We start from the raw sequence: 14,561 nt of genomic DNA, 5'->3' as shown, positions 1-14,561 counted from the left end.
GGCGTCAGTCCTCCCGGTCGTCGGTGTGCGCCCAGACCTCGCCGACGGGTGCGGCTCGTTCCGTGATGCCGTCGAGCAGCCGCAGTTGGGTGCGCTTCTCCGCCCCGGTGGGTGTCGCTCCGTCGGCCAGCAGGGCTGGGCCGCCGCCGGGCAGCGGCGTGAGGACGTCGGCGTACGGGCAGGGGCCGATGTCGAGCAGGGGGCAGAAGGAGCACGAGCCGCGGGGGCGCGTCAGGTGCCCGATGCGTTCGTCCTGACCCAGTCGGCCGGAGCGGGCCTCGTGCAGGAGTTGCTGGACGACCAGCGGTCTGGCCTGCGCGTAGTCGTCGGGGTGACCGGTGGGGTGCGGGGCGAACAGCACCCGGGCGTCGAGTTCCTCGCCGTCGTCGAGGGTGCCGTAGACGAGCCGGACCTCGGTCGCCATCAGCTCCGCCATGGGGGTGTTCGGTTCGAGTGCGGGAGCGAGGCGGTCGGCGAGTTCGCCGGTGAACGCGTTGGCGGTGCTCTGCCCGAGGACGAGGACCACGGCGGGCAGCGACTGGAACATCTGGCGCAGCAGGTGGCGTCGAGTGCGGAAGCACTCGTGGACGATCCCCGAGCGCTGGTCCTCGGTCATCGGCGGCAGGTCGGGGTCGTGCGGATCGGATTGGGTGGTCCACTTGGCCGAGGCGCAGGCGACCATGTTGCCGTACGACAGGTCCTCGCCGACGGCGAGCGTGCCCGGGTCGAGGCCGAGTTCCGCACCGAGGGCGTCGAGCAGTTCCTGGTACACGAGGTACATGCGCTGCGGCTGTTCGCGGACGGGGATCTCCCGGCGGCCGTGTGCGTCCTCGGGAACGGTGAGCGGGACCCCGGCCAGGGGGTCGTCGTCGGGTCCGCCGCCGAAGGCGTGGTACGCGTCGTCGGGCAGTTCGGGCTTGAACACCCCTCGGTACCGGAAGTAGTGCGCGTACTGGCGCACGGAGTCGAAGTCGGGGGTGAGCGAGCCGTGGCCGTCGGGCCACCAGCCCGGCAGGTTGGGGTTGATGCCGACGGCGAGGACGGGCGCCTTGCGGCAGCCGGAGAGGGGCTCCGGCAGCGGGGTCATCCGGCCGGTGTAGTGCGAGGGCCGCACGATCGACGGGTCCGGCGGCGGCTCGTCGGCGTCGTAGTCGTAGGCGTGGTAGGTGCCCCACTCGCGGAAGTAGGCGCACGGGTGGGCTCCGGGGCCGGCGTACTGCGAGGTGCGCAGGGCGTTGCACGGCATGAGCTCGAACAGCAGCTCGACCTCGATGGGGAGCCGGGTGAGGGGCGGTGGGTCGGGCATCGTCTCAACCCGCCTCGGAGATCCCGGCGAGCAGGCCCCACGTGGTGAGCGCTCCGCAGACGCTGGTCCAGTAGCCGTACGCCTTGTAGTAGCCCACCGCCCACATGGTCTGCGGGTTGAGGCGGAACTTCTTGGTGGGCAGTTCGCCGTTGATCTGGGGGTCGGACATGTTGCGGACCACCACCCAGTCGGGCACGTGGTCAGCGCCCGCTTCGGTGAGGTCGGCCACGGCCAGACCGAGCACCGCGTCACCCATCTCGACGGCGGCGCCCTCGATTTCCAGGCCGTTGGTGGAGGTGCCGTACTCGAAGTAGTCGGTGGTCAGGATCGGGTGGAACTCGTCCATGTCCCGCGCGTCCTGTTCGATGCGGACGGACGGTACGTTGTCGGGCGGTTCGATCAGCGGACCGTCGAAGGGGAAGCGGGTGGACGGGGGGCCGAGCGGTGGTTCCCTGAGCTGCTCGGTGAAGCGGTGCATGAGGGTCTGTGCGTCCTCGATCCGGTCGAGCGGAAGCGTCCAGTCGGACTGGAACTGCTGCTTGTTGAACTCCTCGTTGAGGAACTCCTTCTGGCAGCGGAACTTGGCCGCGCGGGTGACCACCACGTCGCCCAGGGGGAAGTTCGCGAAGACGCTGCCCGAGGTGCCGATGGTGGCGATCACCCGCGGCCTGACCTCCTCGATGATCTGCTTGAAGAAGTCCCGGACGGGCAGGGTGGCGGTCCCCGCGCCGGTCTTGATGCCGTCCTGGTTGAGGTGGAGTTCGGACTTCATGCAGAGCACCTTCAGATCGCCGAGCAGGACCGGGAAGTACGAGCCCAGCCGGCCGGCGGCGAACGCGGGCGCCCTCTTCCTGATCAGCGGCCGGTAGTGCTCCTCGAAGCGGCGGGTGTACCGGTACCACTTCAGCCGCCCGAAGCCCTGCGTGAACACGTCGGCGAGGGCGTCCTGTTCCTCGACGGTCCAGGTGATCACGACGACGTCGGCGCGGGGCAGCGCGGCGTCCGTGGGCGGTACGACGTCGAAGGCTTGGGGGACGGGCGCGAGCCCGTCGGGGAAGTCGAGCCCGAGGTCGGCGGCGAGCACGGCACCCTCCGGCGCCGCGGCGAGGTCGGGCGAGATTTCGAGGTCGGCCGGGGTGATCCCGGCGGACAACAGGTCACGGGCGATGTCGACCCGTTCGTCCAGGGTGTCCATGGTGCTGCCTTTCGTTTCGGGGCGTGCGCCTCAGTCGGGGTCGGGGAGCTGCTCGCACACCCGGTAGGCGTTGGCGAGCATCGTCAGGGTGGGGTTGGAGGCGCCGGCGGTCGGCATGAACGCGCAGTCCAGCGCGTAGAGCCCGGCGACGGTGTGCGACTGGCAGTTCTCGTCGAGCACGGCGGCGCCGGGGTCGGCGCCGGCACGCAGCGTGCCCTGGACGTGTCCGTAGCCGGGGTTCTCCGCGCCGGGCACGTCATAGCCGCGCAACTCGCCGCCCGCGTCGGCCATCACCTGCACCACGCGGTCGATGGCGTAGCGGGCCGCGGCCAGGTCGTATGCGTGGTGCCGATACCAGATCCGGGCGGCGGGCACGCCCCACGGGTCGCTGACGTCGGGGTCGAGTTCGACCCGGTTGTCGTACAGGGAGAGCGCTTCGCCGGTGAAGGAGAAGTACACGCCGCCCTGGTGGCGCAGTTCGTCGAGGTAGGTGTAGAGGTCCTCGCCCCACAGCCCGCCGCGGCCGGGGCCGAGCGCCCCGCCCTTGGCCAGCCGCACCGGCGGCACGCACGTGTAGGGGTCGTACACGGAGAACTTGCCGGCCTTGGTGACCGGGGTGGCGGGGTCGTCGACCACGTACAGGTCGCGCAGTTGCAGGGAACCGATCGCGGTGGAGGGCTGCTGGGCGCCGTCGCCGGTCCACACGGGCTGGAGCGGCAGGGTCAGTTCGGCGCTTCCGTGGGTGTGGTACGTCAGGTAGCGGCCGATCATCCGGTTGGGGTCGGGCACCTGCGACACGAGGAACAGCCGGGCCGACTCGATGGTCTGGATGGACACCAGCACCTGGGACGCGCCGAGGAACTGCTCGGGGCCGCCGGGTTCGGTGCGGTACATCACGCCGCGCACCCGACCGTCCTCGTGGACGAGGCGGGTCACGCAGTGCCCGGTCAGCAGGTCGCAGCGGCCGGTGGCCAGGGCGCGCTGGAGCACCGTGTTCAGCGCCGACGCCCGCGAGTTCAGGCCGCAGCCGAAGAACTGGTTGAAGCCGCAGAACGAACAGGCGGGGCGGCCGTCGTACACGCGGGAGTTGATCGCCCGGGGGCCGAGGTAGGGCCGCATTCCGGCGCGGCCGAACGCCTCGGTCAGGAACGGCACGGCGGCGTGCGGGCGCAGCGGCGGCATCGCGTAGTCGTAGCCGTTCCGGATCGGCTCCTGGGCCGGGGACTGGCGGGCCCGCCCGGAGACGCCCCACTCCTGCTCGGCCCGCTCGAACCAGGGCTCGAACTCGTGGTACGTCCAGGGCCAGTTGACCATGTGGGCGTCCGCCGGTACGTCGTTCAGGTGGTCGAGGACGCGGAAGTCCTCCTCGGTGTAGCGGGGCACGTTGGCGTCCCACACGGTGGTCGCGCCGCCGACCATGTTGACGTTCCACCAGCGCTCGACCCGGGTGGGCCGGTCCTGGTCGGGGCCGGCCATGTAGATGTTGGGGTCGGTGTCGCGGTGCGGGATGAGCGTCTTGTGGGTGTGGAAGTGCAGTTCGTCGTAGGGCAGGAAGTCGTCGGCGGCCGGGAGCGGGCCCTTCTCCAGCACGGCGACGCGGCGTCCCCGTGCGGTGAGCACGCGGGCCGCTGTGCCGCCGCCCGCGCCGGCTCCGACGACGATCGCGTCGTACGGGCCGGGTGCGCTGTTCGTGGTGGTCATGGCTGCTCCTCGGGCCGGTCGGCGGTGTCGCCCGCGGGGCGGGTGAAGGGGCGGGCCGGCGTGGGGTAGCCGTACCAGCGCCAGATCACCGCGTCGCGGTTGCCGCCCCAGCGCGGGTCGCCGAAGCAGCCCTCGATGCAGTGGGCCCGCAGCAGGGCGAAGGCGGCCGGCTGGGCGAGGGCCTCGGCGGGCCAGCCGGGCACGGTCCCGGCCGCCAGGTCGCGCAGCAGCGCGGTGGCCTCGCTGCGGTCGAGGTCGGCGACGCCGCGTCCGCCGTACGCCCCTTGCGCGGCGGTGTCGAGTGCGGCGAGCAGCACCGGGTAGGCCAGGCGCCACGCCGGGATCTCGGGGTGCGTCTCGGGGCCCATGGCGAGGAGGCGGTCGACGTATTCGGCGGCGTCGGCGTCGGCCGCGCCGGGCCGTTGGGGTCCACCGGGCAGGACCGCGTCGAAGAGCACCTCGACGGCGCGCCGCTGGTCCTTGTCGAAGCAGCCGGTGTCGGGCGGTCGCAGGATCCACATGGTCAGACCTTTCCGGCGGTCGGGGGCGCCCCGGTCGCGGTGCCGTGTGCGGCATCTGCACCGGCGTCTTCCGGGATGCCCGCGGCGTCGAGCGCTTCTTCCATCGCGCCGACGATCTCCGCGTAGGGGCCGATGTCCGGCGGCCCGGTGTGGTGGACGATGGAGAGCACGGTCGCGTCGTCCGCGTCGGTGAGGTGCCGGCCCAGTTCCGGGTACAGCTCGTCGTTCTCACGTGTCGCGTGCGCCCGGAAGAGTTGGACGAAGCCCTCCGTGCAGCGGCGGAAGTCGGAGATCGCGAAGGCCACGTCGCGCGGGTCGCCGTGCTGGATCCGCTGCCAGGCGACCCGGATCGCCTCCCAGTAGGCGCGGGCCTGGTCGTGCTGGTCGAACATCCAGCGGGCGTCCTCGGGCGGCATGCCGCGCGCGACGGCCAGCGGCACGATCGCCTCCTCCGCCTTCAGGTGCGCCTGGTCCGCGAAGTTGGTGAGGGTGTACACGAACATCCCCATCGCGGTCCGCACGCCCGGTGGGATGTCCTGTGCCCGCTCCACGGAGTCGAGCCCGCGCACGATGCGGCTGCCGCACGCGAAGATCCGCTCGCCGAGCAGGTGTTCCTGTTCCAGGGACTCCTCGAAGGCACGGCCGCTGTCGCGGACCGACTCCCCCTGCCGGGTGATCACCGCGGGCTGGAACTCCTTGCCGGGCGGCGACGGCTTGAGCGTGCTCCGCATGCCGGCGGCCTGGGCGGCGAGCACTTCGATGAGGTTCTCCCCGACGAACAGGCACCGCTCGATCGGCACGTGCATCTGTTCGGCCGCGTAGCGGTAGATGGCGGGGTCGGGCTTGTCCAGGTGGGCCTCGTGGTTGATCACGATGCCCTGCGGGTCGAGGACGTCGGAGAGGTGCACGACGCTGCCGTCGTCCTCGGCGACGACGGCCTCGGCGATCATCCGGTGCCCCTGCTCGGCACTGACGTCGGCGGGCAGGTTGGTGATCACTCCGACCCGCAGCCCCACCAGGTCCCGCATGGCGTCGAGCAGCTTCTCGGTGCTGGGGCGGTACAGCGCGAGGTGGCCGGGCCGGTCGACGTCCCCGAGGGTGTCGCGCAGGTCGAAGAAGACCGCGTCGCAGTCGACGGTGGTGGCGGGCATGGGACGCCCCTTCCCTGGACGGGTGCGTGCGAGCGAGCCGGACACGGCGTCGCGGGGCGACCGGGCCGTGGTTCGGAGGGAGTTGGGCGCACCGCCTGCGGACCGATCGGCGCGGGGGTGCGGTGCGCGACGCGCTGACGGCCCGTGGCCGCGGGAGACCGCCACGGGGAGTCCGCGGTTTCCGTGCGCGAGGGTCCTCCCTGCGCACCGATCGACACGAGGGGGCGTCCGGATGCTCCGAGGCCACGGCGCCTCGACGCCGGGTCGTCGCTCAGACCTCCGGACAGGAGACGAACACCTTTGGCTTCGTCCCCTTTTCTTCCATGGTGGCCCCGGACTCGCGGCGCCGCCACTTTCCCCCGGGCCCCCCGGGGGAAAGTGGCCCCGAGGCGCAGCCGGCGACGCCCTTGAGGCGGCATTGACAGCCGCCGGGATCGGCGTCACGGTGAGGGTTCTCCCGTGACCCGAAGCCGGAGGTCTCCCCTTGGCCGGTCCCGCAACTCCCCGCCCGGACGCCGATCTCGTCGAACGCGTCCGCGAACACCTTCCGCTCATCCGCGCGCACGCGCACCGCGCGGAGCAGCAGCGGCGGGTGACCGGCGAGGTCCTCAAAGCCCTCTCGGACGCCGGGGTGCTCCGCATGGGCGTCCCCCGGCACTACGGCGGTTACCAGTCGTCGTTACGCACGCAGATCGACGTGCTGAACGAGATCTCCGTCGCGTGCGGGTCGGCCGGGTACACGGCGATGATCCAGGTCGGTACGGCGTTCATCGCGGCCCTGTTCCCCGACGAGGCCCAGGACGAGATCTTCACCGTTCCCGACGTGCGGATCAGCGGGACCCTGATCCCCAGTTCGAAGGCCGTCCCGGTGGACGGCGGTTACGTGGTGAACGGGAACTCCCCCTTCGCCACCGGTTGTCAGGACGCCGGCTGGCACCTGCTGACCGCGCTGCACCACACCGGGGACGGGCCGCCGGAGATGTTGTGGCTGGCGATCCCCATGGTCGAGCTCCAGGTGCTGGACGACTGGGACGTCACCGGTCTGGCCGGCAGCGGGAGCAACACCGTCGCGGCCCGGGACGTGTACGTACCCGCCCATCGCGTCCTGCCGGTGGGGCCGATGCTGGAGGGCTCGTTCCCCTCGCAGCGCAACAGCGGGGACCCGTTCTACCGGATGCCGGTGCTGCTGCTGTTCTGCGCCTGGGCGGCCGGGAACGCCGTCGGCATGGGGCGGGCGGCCCTGGCGGAGTTCGAGGAGCGGATCCACCGGCGGGGCATCACGTACACCTTCTACGAGCGCCAGCACGAGGCGCCGGTGACGCACCTCCAGTTCGCCGAGGCCGAGATGAAGGTCTCCGCCGCGGAGTTGATCACCGCCGACCTGGTGGAGCTGATCGAGTCCAAGGCGGCGAGCGGGGAACCGTACACGGCGAAGGAGCGGGCCCGGGTCAGGGCGCAGTGCGGCTATCTGGCGCGGCTGTGCAAGGAGGCCGCCGACCTGGTCGGTTCGGCTTCGGGCGCCTCGTCACTGCACCGGGAGGCCCCGATCCAACGGATCGTGCGGGACCTGAACGCCCTGAACCTGCATTCGTACGTGAACCCCGCCGCCAACCTGGAGCTGTACGGCAGGGTGTTGTCGGGGCTGGACGCCGGGACGCCGTTCCTCTAGGCGGCGTCCGGGGCGCGCGGAGGTGAACTGGGCGCCACCGCGTGCCCGTAGGCGCCGTTCGGGACGGCTCTCGGCGCCTTCACCCGGGCGGCCCGGCCGCCGTAGCGTGGATCGTCGGCTCCCGGCCGGTGCGGAGCGTCCCGTCCGGGACCGCGCGAGCCTGACCGCCACGTCCCAGGGAGAGCCCCATGTTCTCAGTGCGCGCCTTCGCCGCTGCCGCGGCCGCGGTCGCCCTGCTGGCAGGTGCCGGCGTCAGCACCACGGCGGCCGCGGCGCCGCCGCCCGCCACCCGGTTCCACGACGGCAGCTTCGAGTACCCGCGGGCGCCCGCGAACCTCTTCACGCCGTACTTCCCGGGACAGGACGTCGGCCCGTGGTCCGTGTCCCTCAGCGCGGTCGACCTGATCGGCGCCGGCACCTGGCAGGCCGCCGAGGGTGACCAGTCCGTCGACCTCAACGGCACGGGCGCGGTGACGCAGACCTTCACCACGAGCCCCGGCACCGCGTACAAGGTCACGTACGCGCTGGCCGGCAACCCGACCGACCTCGCCCCCGCCGTGAAGACGGGCAAGGTCCTCATCGACGGCCAGGAGTTCCAGAGCTTCTCCTTCGACGTCACCGGCAAGACCTACGGCGCGATGGGTTACGTGACCCGCCAGTTCACCTTCGTGGCGGGCGCGGCCACGACGTCGATCGCCTTCCTGAGCACGACCGGCGCGACGGCCGCCAACGGCCCGGTGATCGACGACGTCTGCATCGAGCCGAGCGCGTCTTCCTGCCCGTCCTGCACGGCGCGGTGACCAGTGCGTGTCTTACGGGTCAGGCCGGATCGGTGGAGGGCCCTCCACTGATCCAGCCTGACCCGTGAGACCGGCCCTAACCCAGCACGCGTCCGAGGAAGCCGCGGAGATAGCCCGCGACGGTGTCGAGGTGGCTCTCCAGGAGGAAGTGGCCGCCGTTGATCAGGTGCACTTCCGCGTCCTTGGCGTCGCGGGCGAAGGCGCGGGCTCCTTCCGGGCCGAAGATCTCGTCGTTGCGGCCCCAGACGGCGAGCACCGGAACTTCGCTGGTGCGCAGGTACTCGTGCAGCAGCGGGTAGAGGGGGCGGTTGTTCTGGTAGTCGCGGAAGAGCGCGAGTTGGATCTCGTCGTTGCCCTCGCGGGAGACCAGGGCGTGGTCGTGCTCCCAGGTGTCCGGGCTGACCAGGCTCGGGTCGGGTACGCCGTGCAGGTACTGCCAGCGGATGGCGTCGAAACCCAGCGCGGCGCGGACGGCGGGCTCGGTGTCAGGGCCGGGGTTCGCCCCGTAGGCCCAGAGGCCGGCCCAGAACGACTCGACGAAGCCGTCCTCGTATCCGTTGCCGCTCTGGGTGACGAGGGCGGAGATCCGTTCGGGGTGCTTGAGTGCGAGGCGCCAGCCGATGGGGGCGCCGTAGTCCTGGACGTAGAGGGCGTAGCGATCCAGGCCCAGTTGGTCGAGGAGCCCTGAGGTGAGTTCGGTGAGGGCGTCGAAGGTGTAGTCGAACTCCGTTGCGGGTGGGGCGTCGGAGTGGCCGAAGCCGAGGTGGTCCGGCGCGATGACGCGGTAGCGGTCGGCGAGCAGCGGGATGAGCTCGCGGAACATGAACGAGCTGGTCGGGTAGCCGTGCAGCAGGACGATCGCGGGAGCGTCGGCGGGGCCGGCTTCGCGGTAGAAGATCCGATGGCCGTCGACGGTGGCGGTCCGGTGGTGCACCGAGCTCATTTCTAACCCCTTTACGCATCTGATCCGGTTAGCTATTCGCCACGTAAGCACGGAAGGAGCTAACCTGTCAAATGAATCGATCCGGTTAGGCGAGGAGTGGCGCGGCGATGGACTTGGTGCTGGACCTGCTCAACAGCAGGCCGCTGGTCAACGGCGAAGAACGGGACGCACTCGGCGACCCGGCCGACGGCAGGCGCTGGGCGCGGGCGCACGGCGGCGACGGCAGCCTCGCGGAACTGACGCTGCTGCGCGAGGCACGGGACGTCCTGCGGGACGTCGTGCGCGGAGACAGTTCGCCCACCGCGTTGAGCCCACTGCTCGAAGGGGTCCGCCAGACCCCGGAGGTCACGTCGGACGGCCTTGAGTGGACGGTCGAGACTCCCCCGCACGCCCGACTGGCCGTCGAGACGGTCCTCGCCTGGGCCGCCACCGAGCAGCACATGCCCGGCCGGCTGCGCCCTTGCGCCAACGACGCGTGCCAGCTGTTCCTGCTCGACCGCAGCCGCGCCAACCGCGCCCGCTGGTGCTCGATGGCCGCCTGCGGCAACCGCGCAAAGGCCCGCCGCCACTACGAGCGCACCCGGTAGCTTTCCGCCCTTCGCCCGTCCGGACGTAGCGGCCGCCCCCCAGCGGGAGCGTTGGCTTCTGCAACCCGTCTGCGATTGTTCGCGCAGCCCCGCCCCGCGCAGTCCCAGAGGGCCTGGGGCCACAGCACCACCTCAACACCTCGCCGCTTTCCCGCGGGAATCATGACCGCTGCGGCCCGGTGGTGGGCTGGTCGCGCAGTTCCGCCTCCTGCGCCCGAAGGGCGTGGGGGTACCCCCACGCCCCCGAAAAACCTCCACCTACAGCCCGCAGACACAGGGATGGCGGCGGCGAGACAGGGGCGCCGAGACCAAACGCACCCACTGGACCGCGGCGGCCACGTCCAGCCCAGCAGGCAAGCGCGCGGGACCGTGCGGGCGCCACGGCCGACAAGCGCCCCGGCCTCAGCCGGGCGCCCGGGAAACGGCGGGCCGCCCGGAGGGAGGGCTACCGGCGGCGCAGCGCCGGGTCGAGCAGCGCGGGCGGGGTGTCGTTCTTCTCGTGCGCGGCGAGATCGACTCCGGGCGCCACGACGGCGTCGATCGCGTCCAACACGTCACCGGAGAGCACGACGTCGTCCGCGGCGAGTTGCGAGTGCAGGTGGCCCAACGTGCGGGGGCCGATGAGCGCGCTGGTCACGGCCGGGTGCGCGGTCACGAAGCCGAGGGCGAGCTGGATCATCGTCAGTCCGGCGTCGTCGGCGACCTTGGCGAGCTGCTCGACCGCGTCCAACCTGGCCCGGTTGGCCGGGAGCGCGGTGTCGAAGCGCTGCGGCATGAAGGTGGAGCGGTTGGTGGTGACCTCCCGGCCCTCGCGGACCGCGCCGGACAGCCAGCCCGAGGCCAGCGGGCTCCACGCGAGCACACCGAGGCCGTACTCCTCCGCCACGGGCAGGACGTGGGCCTCGACCCCGCGCTGGAGGATCGAGTAACTGGGCTGTTCGGTGACGTAACGGCTCAGGCGGTACTCGCGGGCGGCCCACTGCGCCTGCACGACGCGGTGCGCGGGGAACGTCGACGAGCCGAAGTGGCGGATCTTGCCGGCACGCTGGAGGTCGGTCAGGGCGGACAGGGTCTCCTCGTCATCGACGCTCGGGTCCCACCGGTGGAGTTGGTAGAGATCGACGTGGTCGACGCCGAGGCGGCGCAGGCTGTCGTCCAACGCGGTGACCAGCCAGCGGCGCGAGCCGCCCCGCCGGTTGCGGTCCTCGCCCATCGGCATGCCGGCCTTCGTGGCGAGCACGACGTCGTCGCGGCGGCCGGCGATGGCCTTGCCGACCAGTTCCTCCGACTCGCCGCCGCTGTACACGTCGGCGGTGTCGATGAGGTTGATCCCGGCGTTGAGGGCGGCGTCGACGATCGCGGTGACCTCGTCCTGGGTGGTGCGTCCGATCCTGCCGAAGTTCATCGCGCCGAGCGCGAGGGAGCTGACCTGCACTCCGGTGCGGCCCAAGGTGCGGTACTGCATGGCTGCGTTCCTCCATGACGGATTGGTGGATGCCGGCGCTGCGTGGCGCCGACCCCGGGCCGTGCCGCCACATGCGAGCGGAGCATCACGCCCCCCTTCCCGCGGCTTTGCTGCCGGTCGCGCCGGCCGGCGACAGGGGAGGCGAACGGAGGCCCGCCTCGGCTAGACTCGAAGCGGAACCTTGTTCCAGATACGATACGGAACACCGTTCCGTTTAGTCAATCCTTCCGGACGGAGATCGTGGTGCCCCCAGCAGACCTGCCCGCGAAGGCGCCGAGCCGCAGCAAGCGGGCCGATGCGCTGCGCAACCAGCAGACGCTCCTCGCCGCCGCCGCCGAGGTGTTCGCCACCTCCGGCATCGACGCACCGATCCGCGAGATCGCGGCCAGGGCCGGCGTCGGCATCGGGACGATCTACCGCCACTTCCCGACCCGGGCGGACCTCGCCGTCGCCGTCTACCGCCATCAGGTCGAAGCGTGCGCCGAGGCCGGCCCGACCCTGCTGGCCGACGCCGACTCCCCCTTCGCCGCCCTCCACCAGTGGGTTGACCTCTTCGTCGACTTCCTGGCCACCAAGCACGGACTCGCCAACACGCCACAGGCGGACAGCGGATTCGACGCGCTGCACGCCTACTTCCTCGACCGCCTGGTACCCGTCTGCTCCCAGTTGCTGGACGCCGCGGTCGCCGCAGACGAGATCAAGCCCGGCACGCACGCCTACGAACTGATGCGCGGCATCGGAAACCTCTGCATCGGGCGCGACAGCGACCCCCGCTACGACCCGCGCCGGCTGATCGAACTGCTGCTCCAGGGACTGCGGCAACCGCAGTCACCCTGACGCCGACGACGCCCCTTCGGTGCGTACGGAAGGTTCAACAGCGTCGGGGTCAACGGCGCCGGGGTCTAGAACACGTCGCGCAGGGTGTCCAGGAGGCGGGCGATGTTCGCCTCGTCGCGGCGGTAGTACGTCCACTTGCCCCGCCGGGTGGCGACCACCAGCCCCGCCTGCCGCAGCATCGCGAGGTACTGCGAGGTGGTCGACTGCCCCAACCCCATGCGCCGCTGGATGTCGGTCACGCAGACGCCGATCTCGACGTCCTCGGGCTCCTGGCCGGGGAAGCTCATCGGCTCCTTGAGCCACACCAACATCTGGCGCCGGGCCGGGTTGGACAGGGCCCGGAACACCGCCTGCAACTCCGCCTCCGAGAACACGCACCGATCGTAACGCAATCACGCATTGACGATTCGCGATATGACGATCTATGTTCATCGCATGTCGACTTCGATGCGTGTGATGGAACTCGTCCGCTTCGGTACCGCGGACACCGCGTTCGCCACCCGAGAGCTGCCGAGACCCACTCCGGGGCCCGGTCAGGTGCTGGTGCGCGTGGCGGCCACGTCCGTGAACCCACTCGACCTGCAAACCCGGCGCGGCGACTACCGCGACCAGGTGGCGCTGCCCGCGGTCATCGGCAACGACGTGTCCGGCGTGGTGGTCGGGACCGGCCCCGGGGCGGACGACTTCCAGCCGGACGACGAGGTCTGGTACCTGGCGCCGGTCTTCGCCGGGCAGGGGACCTATGCCGAGTTCCACGTCGTCGACCAGGCCCTGATCGCCCCCAAGCCCGCACGCCTGTCGCACGTCGAGGCCGCCGGCCTCGCACTCGTCGGCGTGACGGCGTGGGAAGCGCTGGTCGAACGTGCCGGAGTGCGGGGCGGCGAACGGGTCCTGGTGCACGGCGGAGCGGGCGGAGTCGGCTCCGCCGCCATCCAGGTCGCCCGCGCGCTCGGGGCCGAGGTGGTCACCACCGCCCGGGCGAGGGACCACGCGTTCGTCACCGAACTGGGCGCCGACCACGCGATCGACTTCTCCGCCGGCGACTACGTGCCACAGGTCCGCGAGCTGGGCGGGGTCGACGTCGTCCTGGACACCGTGGGCGGCGACACCCTCACCCGCAGCCCGGAAGTCCTCATCGACCGAGGCCGCGTGGTGACCATCGTCGACATCCCCGAACCGCAGAACCTGCTCGCCGCCTGGGGCGTCAACGCCACCTACCACTTCCTCTTCGCCGGCGCCGGCCGGGCGAAGCTCGAAGCACTCGGCCGCCTGGTCGACCAGGGCAAGCTCCGCCCGGTGATCGGCGCCGTACTACCGCTGGCCGACATCGCCCAGGCACACGCGCTGCTCGAAGGCGGCTCCACCGGAGAGGGCCGCCGACGCCCCCGCGGCAAGATCGCCATCGCCGTCCACTGATGCGAGCCGTCACCTCACGTTGCTGCAGTAGCCGTTGGGCCCCGAGCCGAGGTACATGCACACCCTGTCGCCGACGGCCAACGCAGGCGTGGGGGTGAACTCGCCCCTCAGCACCGTGCTGCTCCACTCCAGACTCACGTGTCCAGCAGCCTGTGCACCGTTCACGGTGAAGGCGATCCTCCGGTCGGCCGGCGGGGGCTTGACGGTGAACCAGTACCGGTATCCCAGCGTCGCATCACCCCTGATGCCGTGGCACACGGGCGCCTCCGGGATGCAGATCTCGGGCGCCGGAGCCCGAGCGGCGGCTGAAGCCGGAACCAGCGTCACGCCGGCCGACAGGAGCACGGCAGCCAAGCAGACGAGCGTACGGGCAAACGTTTTTCGCATGCCGAATCCCTTCGTTGATCGGGAAGCCCAGTGCGGCGGCCGCACGCTCCCGAGGCCGCCGAGGCCCGTTCCCCAGCGTGGACGAGTCGAGACTTGTCCAACAGTCCCCGGGGCTCGAAGTGGACAACCGCTCGCTCCCGGGTTTCTGCCGCCAAACCCCGGAGCGGACGAATCCGATGGAACCGCGACCGTGAACGGCTACGGCTGCTCAGGTGGCCGAGGCGAGGAAGTGCCGGACCACAGCCCTTGATCGGCCGCCGCCGCCAGCAGTGTGGCGCGCGGGGGCGACGGGGCGGGCGGGAGCTCGGGCGGGGGTGGGGGCGTGCGCCTGCGCGCGTCCGATCCGGGGTGCCGCAGGGTCGGCGGGGACGGCGGCGGGAGGATTGCTCCGGGGCGCGGGGGCGGGGCCGTCCCGGTTGGGGGCGCGCAGGGACCTGGCGTGACCGTGACACTCCCGCGGGCCTTCGCGGTGCTCACTGATGCTCTGGCCGGGAGGAGGCGCGAGAGAAACCATTCATCACGTTTTGCGGTGTTTGCCCTGTGCGGTGTGGTGCTGACAGTCTTCCCGCGTTGTTCCGTCGAG

General features: G+C 71.3%; 14 protein-coding genes. 5 read left to right on the top strand and 9 right to left on the bottom strand.

The window, feature by feature from the left end; genetic code table 11:
* Positions 1–4: 4 nt before the first annotated feature.
* The 5 genes from ACH4E8_RS21215 to ACH4E8_RS21195 are packed head-to-tail and all read right to left on the bottom strand — an operon-like array spanning position 5 to position 5,874.
* Positions 5–1,306, bottom strand: coding sequence for a hypothetical protein (locus tag ACH4E8_RS21215; protein WP_398450393.1), 1,302 nt, complete (start codon positions 1,304–1,306; stop codon positions 5–7).
* A 4-nt stretch (positions 1,307–1,310) separates the two neighbouring features.
* A complete protein-coding gene (locus ACH4E8_RS21210; protein WP_398450391.1) occupies positions 1,311–2,501 on the bottom strand; it encodes a hypothetical protein in 1,191 nt (396 codons plus the stop codon).
* Positions 2,502–2,531: 30 nt separating this feature from the next.
* Positions 2,532–4,202 (bottom strand): GMC oxidoreductase, encoded by a 1,671-nt coding sequence (locus tag ACH4E8_RS21205; RefSeq protein ID WP_398450389.1) that lies wholly within the window; start codon positions 4,200–4,202, stop codon positions 2,532–2,534.
* Complete coding sequence (locus ACH4E8_RS21200; RefSeq protein ID WP_398450387.1) at positions 4,199–4,723, bottom strand: gluconate 2-dehydrogenase subunit 3 family protein; 525 nt, start codon at positions 4,721–4,723, stop codon at positions 4,199–4,201. The genes ACH4E8_RS21205 and ACH4E8_RS21200 overlap by 4 nt, the downstream gene beginning before the upstream one ends.
* Positions 4,724–4,725: 2 nt before the next feature.
* Positions 4,726–5,874: an HAD family hydrolase gene (locus ACH4E8_RS21195; RefSeq protein ID WP_398450385.1), complete on the bottom strand. Its 1,149-nt coding sequence runs from the start codon at positions 5,872–5,874 to the stop codon at positions 4,726–4,728.
* Between the two features lie 484 nt (positions 5,875–6,358).
* Between ACH4E8_RS21195 and ACH4E8_RS21190 the strand changes: the two genes are divergently transcribed.
* A complete protein-coding gene (locus tag ACH4E8_RS21190) occupies positions 6,359–7,543 on the top strand; it encodes an acyl-CoA dehydrogenase family protein (protein ID WP_398450383.1) in 1,185 nt (394 codons plus the stop codon).
* A 188-nt stretch (positions 7,544–7,731) separates the two neighbouring features.
* Entirely contained in the window at positions 7,732–8,343 is a 612-nt protein-coding gene (locus ACH4E8_RS21185) for a choice-of-anchor C family protein (RefSeq protein ID WP_398450381.1), read from the top strand.
* Positions 8,344–8,419: 76 nt separating this feature from the next.
* Here ACH4E8_RS21185 and ACH4E8_RS21180 read toward each other — a convergent pair whose 3' ends face one another.
* A complete protein-coding gene (locus tag ACH4E8_RS21180; protein ID WP_398450379.1) occupies positions 8,420–9,286 on the bottom strand; it encodes an alpha/beta fold hydrolase in 867 nt (288 codons plus the stop codon).
* A gap of 107 nt (positions 9,287–9,393) precedes the next feature.
* Here ACH4E8_RS21180 and ACH4E8_RS21175 point away from each other — a divergent pair, with 107 nt between their 5' ends.
* Positions 9,394–9,873: a CGNR zinc finger domain-containing protein gene (locus ACH4E8_RS21175; RefSeq protein WP_398450377.1), complete on the top strand. Its 480-nt coding sequence runs from the start codon at positions 9,394–9,396 to the stop codon at positions 9,871–9,873.
* Positions 9,874–10,318: 445 nt separating this feature from the next.
* On the opposite strand, the gene ACH4E8_RS21170 is transcribed toward ACH4E8_RS21175, so the two are convergent.
* Positions 10,319–11,338 carry an aldo/keto reductase gene (locus ACH4E8_RS21170; RefSeq protein ID WP_398450375.1) on the bottom strand — a complete coding sequence of 340 codons (1,020 nt, stop codon included), beginning with the start codon at positions 11,336–11,338 and terminating at the stop codon, positions 10,319–10,321.
* 243 nt (positions 11,339–11,581) lie between these two features.
* Between ACH4E8_RS21170 and ACH4E8_RS21165 the strand changes: the two genes are divergently transcribed.
* On the top strand, positions 11,582–12,175 hold the full coding sequence (locus ACH4E8_RS21165; protein ID WP_398450373.1) for a TetR/AcrR family transcriptional regulator: 594 nt from the start codon (positions 11,582–11,584) through the stop codon (positions 12,173–12,175).
* A 65-nt stretch (positions 12,176–12,240) separates the two neighbouring features.
* Here the strand turns inward: ACH4E8_RS21165 and ACH4E8_RS21160 are convergent, their stop codons facing one another.
* Complete coding sequence (locus ACH4E8_RS21160) at positions 12,241–12,549, bottom strand: ArsR/SmtB family transcription factor (protein ID WP_398450371.1); 309 nt, start codon at positions 12,547–12,549, stop codon at positions 12,241–12,243.
* Between the two features lie 61 nt (positions 12,550–12,610).
* Here ACH4E8_RS21160 and ACH4E8_RS21155 point away from each other — a divergent pair, with 61 nt between their 5' ends.
* Entirely contained in the window at positions 12,611–13,591 is a 981-nt protein-coding gene (locus tag ACH4E8_RS21155) for a zinc-binding dehydrogenase (RefSeq protein ID WP_398450369.1), read from the top strand.
* 9 nt (positions 13,592–13,600) lie between these two features.
* Here the strand turns inward: ACH4E8_RS21155 and ACH4E8_RS21150 are convergent, their stop codons facing one another.
* Positions 13,601–13,945 (bottom strand): hypothetical protein, encoded by a 345-nt coding sequence (locus ACH4E8_RS21150; protein WP_398450367.1) that lies wholly within the window; start codon positions 13,943–13,945, stop codon positions 13,601–13,603.
* Positions 13,946–14,561 lie beyond the last annotated feature (616 nt).

Source organism: Streptomyces sp. NPDC017979 (assembly GCF_044328175.1).
Taxonomy (GTDB): domain Bacteria; phylum Actinomycetota; class Actinomycetes; order Streptomycetales; family Streptomycetaceae; genus Streptomyces.
The sequence above is the reverse complement of the archived record's forward strand: the minus strand, read 5'-3'. Positions and strand labels throughout refer to the sequence as shown.